Consider the following 4315-nt stretch of genomic DNA (forward strand, 5'->3'; position numbering starts at 1 on the left):
TCCCACTCCTGCTGATGCCCGTCCACATCGTGTTCCTCGAGCTCGTCCTCCACCCGGCCATCTCGATCGTGTACGAGAAGGAGCCCGAGGAGACCGAGATCATGAGCCGTCGCCCGCGGGAGAAGAAGACGAAGCTCCTGCACCGCGGCGAGTTCCTCGACCTGATCGTGGTGGGGACGGTCCTCTTCCTGGCTACCCTCTTCGCGTACCTCGTCGCCCTGCCCTTCGGCGACACGTACGCCCGTAGCGTGGGCTTCAGCGTGATGATCGTCGGTCAGATCCTGCTCATCGTCACCACCTTGGCCCAACGGGGTGCGAAGATCGAGCGGTTGTTCGCGAACCGGTTCCTCGTCCCGACGATGGTCATCGCCCTTGGCGTGTACGGCCTCCTCATGTACGTGCCGGCGGCCGCGGAGTTCATGCGGCTCATGCCCCTGGGCCCCTTCGAGTGGGTCTGGATTGTAGGGATGGCCCTGCTCCCCTTCCTAGTCTCCGAGATTCTGAAGAAGAAGCCCTTGCTTCGCGAGGCGGCGAAGGGCGGCGTCGCCGGGTAGGACGGGTCGTCGTCGCGGACCCTTCCCATAGGCGCGGTCCCGTGGAGCTCGCTCCCCGCGACGCCTCCCCCCGGGTGCACCACGCTCAAAGCGCAAGCATGCCCAGGAGGCCGCCGCCCACGACCGCGGCGGACGCGGCCCAGAACGCGATCGTCTCGGTCCGCCGGAAGGGCCTGCCCCGCATGGTGTCGGGATCCGAGACGAGCCTGCCGAGGAAGAAGAGCGAGGGGATGATGATCACCGTGAAGGAGACCATGAGCCCCAGGATCAGGGGCACGTAGCTCGTCGTGAAGACCACGAGAAGCAGGGCCGGCGCGCTCTCGCCGACATAGATGGACAGCAACGAGCGACGGGAGGTGGTGCCCGCGGCCTCCATGACGCCCCAGGTCGATCCCATGGAGACCACGACGAGGGCCAGGAATCCCGCGGCGAGGAATCCGATGCCCACGATTGTCGTGGCGAAGGGACCGATGGGCGCGAGCACCCCCGCTGCGGATTGGACGCCGACCGCGCCTCCCAACGCGGGCAATTGCACTCCCACGATGACGATGGCCGCCATGACGAGCTCCGACACGACGGCGCTCACGAGCGTGGTTCGCCGCTCCCGGCGCACGTCCTGAAGCCCGAGGCCCTTGCGGGCGTCCGCACCCGAGTGAAAGTAGAGCATCCAGGGCATCACGACGGCCCCGATGCTTGCCGCCGCCAGATAGCGGAAGGACGGGTCCCCGTACGGTTGGATCGGAGAGAGCCCCTCCCGTGCAACCTGGCCCAGGTCGACGTGGAAAAGGAGGACGGATGCCACCAGCGTTGCGACGAGGGCGAAGCTCACCGGAAGCAGGAGGATCTCCGCCTGGCGGTACTCCCTTCCGACCACGATCGCCATGTGGACCCCGTAGGCCACGAGGAGTCCGAGGAGGACCGGCAGGCCGAGGAGGGTCAGCCCGATCGCGATGCCCGCGTACTCCGCGACGTACTCCAGGAAGTCGGTGACCGCCATGGGGAGCGCCGCGAAGAGGGCCGTCCGACGCCCGTATTTGTGTCCGATGGCCTCCCCGAGACCGACACGGCCCACGGTCCCGAGCCGTCCCGCGGCGTCCTGAATGAGGAACAACGGCACGGTCAGGAGGAGCATGACGAAAATCATGTGATAGCCCCAGGACGCGCCCGCCTGGAGTCCGGTGACGATGCTCGCCACGTCCACGTCCGCGATCATGACGAGCCATGCAGGCCCCAGCGCGGCCACCGTCTCACGAACGTGGAGGTTCATAGTTTCGGCTGACCGAAAGTCTCCCAGACCCTCCTCAAGGCTCCGTACATAGAGTAAGGGTTATGCCGAGCCGCAGGAGCCGCAGGGGGAGGCTCGACCTAGATGCCCACCGTCTTCGCGATCATGGTCCGGAGGGCTTTCCCGACGTACTTCAGGATCCGCGGATCCCTACGGATTAGGGTCCACCCGATCCTCGACGGGAAGTCGATGTCCGCGGTGTCCTCGATGAGCTTGAGGATGTCCGGGTCATCGAAGATCTCGAACAGTTCCTCGAACTGTGGATCCGAGAGCCTCTCGAAGCTCTCGTGGATGGCCAGGTCCTTACGGAGCTCCTTGCCGATGGACTTCGTCCACGCCCGGTGGTAGCGGTGCATCATGCGGGCGGAGAAGTCCTCCTGCTCCAGCGCGACGATGGCGGTCTCGGCCGCCAAGCTGGCGCAATGAAGGCTCGTGAAGATGCCTCCTCCGCTCGTGGCCTTCGCCTGGCAGGCCGCGTCCCCGACGACCATCACGTGGTCCGCGTACGTCCGCCGAGGGAAACCGATGGGGATGCCTCCCACGATGTATAGGATGGGCTGCGCTCCCTTCGTGTATTGGCGGACCTCGGGCCGCTGGAGCATCTTCTCGAGGTACGCGTACGCGTTCCCCTCGCCCACGCAGAGGCCCACGCGGGCCGTGTCCCCGCTCGGGATGATCCAACCGAAGAAGCCCGGGGCAACCTGGTTCCCGACGAACAGCTTGACGAAACCCGGGTCGCCGCGGACCCCGGTCAACTCGACCTCGAACCCGGGCAGGATCTTCTTCGGCCGCAGGATATGGAACCACTTGGCCACGTTCGACCGGACGCCGTCGCATCCGATTAGAATCTTCCCGCGAATCCTGCTCATCTGGCCGTCCCGATCCACCACGACCTCGACCCCGCCGTCCTTGTACGCGCCCGTCTGGGCCTGGGTACCCAGGAAGGTGTGCGCGCCCGCCCGGACCGCCTCCGTGACGATGGCCCGGTCGAACATGGCGCGGTGGACGACCACGGCCTCCGTCTCGTGGCCGTCGATGCGGAGGCACCGCCCCTTCGGCGAGAAGATTTCCGCGCCATGGATTTCTCCAATGATGGTCTCCTTGCACTTCACGTAGTCGAAGACCCGCGGCGTGACGAGGCCGCCGCACTGGATCGGCTCGCCGATCTCCCGGTGTTCCTCCAGCAGGGCGACCTCATACCCCTTGCGGGCGATGCGTTCCGCCGCCAGGCCACCGGCGGGTCCGGCGCCCACGACCACCACGTCGAAGGAGTCCCGTGCCGTCGGCACGGCCCGTCACTCCTTGAGGTTCATGATGATCTCGAGGAAGTTCTCCAGATGCTTGGAAAGGGACGCGTTGTCCGTGTAGCCGCACGCCGACAGGTCAGGGGAGGCGATGAGCGCACTCGACCCGTCCACGATCACATCCGTGGCGATGAGCCCCTTGCGGTAGACCGCGGTCGCGCCCTCCGGGATCTTCTGCCCGGGCTCCGTGATGATCGTGAAGCGGATGCCCCGGTCCACGGCGTGCTCGATCTTCTTCCCGAGGTTCTCCCGGATCTCGGAGAAGGTGGGTGTGGAGACCATGAACGTCTCCCCGGACTTGTCGAGGAGCTCCCCGATCTTCTCGAGGACGCGCTCCTTCCCGCCGATCGTGTACACGAGCTGCGGCTCGCCCCTGTCCCGGAGGACCTCGTGGAGGAGGTCCAGCTTGTTGAACGTGTCCTCCAGGTGGTCCATGACGCGGCTCTTCACCTTGCCCGGGGCCTCGGGCTTGAAGATCGTGGGCCGGCCCCGCGTGGAGATCGCGAAGCCCTTGGAGCACAGGCTCTGGAGAACCTTGTACGCCGAGGTGCGCGGTATCTTCGCGGTCGCGGCAATCGTCTCCGCACTCCCATAACCGTGGGCGACGAGCGCGATGTATCCCCGCGCCTCGTAGCTGGAGAGTCCGATGGACTCCAGCGTTTTCGTAGCCCTCTCGAACTCGGTCTCCAGGTCCAGCCCCGACTCGAGGAGCTTGGAGACGTCGGAGGGCATCACGCGCGGTGGATATCGGGCAGCCCGTTTAACCCTTTTTACACACGATAGGTCGCAGGTGGTTAACCCGCATTCCAGCGCCGGAGGCACCCTCCGTTTACTGCGCCCTCGACATGATATAGGGCGCAGCGGTTATCATTCGCTGTCGGCGGTCCTGCTCAGGAGACCGCCTCGCTTGCCGTGAACGGGGGGTAACGAATGCCGAATGGCGCGCCACTTCGGGAATGGAAGGAGAGAGGAAGACGGGCCGTCTACATCAGTTGGTTGGTTTTGTTCCTGGAGACAATCGTCTTCCTGGCACTGACATCGCTGTACGGCATCTTCGGCGTCGGGGTTTCGCTGTTGTTGCTGAACGTGACGCTGTTGGTGATTGTGATGACCCTGCAGAACCAGATAGATGCCATCGATGGCGCGCTTCGCGGCGTGCGAGACGAAAGCGA

The 4315-nt window shown here is 65.4% G+C and carries 5 protein-coding genes; 2 read left to right on the forward strand and 3 right to left on the reverse strand.

Annotated features, from left to right (window positions below; genetic code table 11):
• Positions 1 to 554 (forward strand): cation-translocating P-type ATPase C-terminal domain-containing protein (locus tag VEY12_10070; GenBank protein ID HYM40463.1); only part of this gene is annotated, 554 nt, incomplete at its 5' end.
• Positions 555 to 639: 85 nt separating this feature from the next.
• On the opposite strand, the gene VEY12_10075 is transcribed toward VEY12_10070, so the two are convergent.
• From VEY12_10075 to VEY12_10085, 3 genes are all read right to left on the reverse strand, one after another.
• Entirely contained in the window at positions 640 to 1821 is a 1182-nt protein-coding gene (locus VEY12_10075; GenBank protein HYM40464.1) for a divalent metal cation transporter, read from the reverse strand.
• Between the two features lie 98 nt (positions 1822 to 1919).
• A complete protein-coding gene (locus VEY12_10080) occupies positions 1920 to 3128 on the reverse strand; it encodes an NAD(P)/FAD-dependent oxidoreductase (protein ID HYM40465.1) in 1209 nt (402 codons plus the stop codon).
• Positions 3129 to 3134: 6 nt separating this feature from the next.
• Complete coding sequence (locus VEY12_10085) at positions 3135 to 3875, reverse strand: helix-turn-helix domain-containing protein (GenBank protein HYM40466.1); 741 nt, start codon at positions 3873 to 3875, stop codon at positions 3135 to 3137.
• Positions 3876 to 4073: 198 nt separating this feature from the next.
• Between VEY12_10085 and VEY12_10090 the strand changes: the two genes are divergently transcribed.
• A partial coding sequence (locus tag VEY12_10090) for a hypothetical protein (GenBank protein HYM40467.1) occupies positions 4074 to 4315 on the forward strand: 242 nt, incomplete at its 3' end.

This window comes from Thermoplasmata archaeon (assembly GCA_035632695.1).
Taxonomy (GTDB): domain Archaea; phylum Thermoplasmatota; class Thermoplasmata; order RBG-16-68-12; family RBG-16-68-12; genus RBG-16-68-12.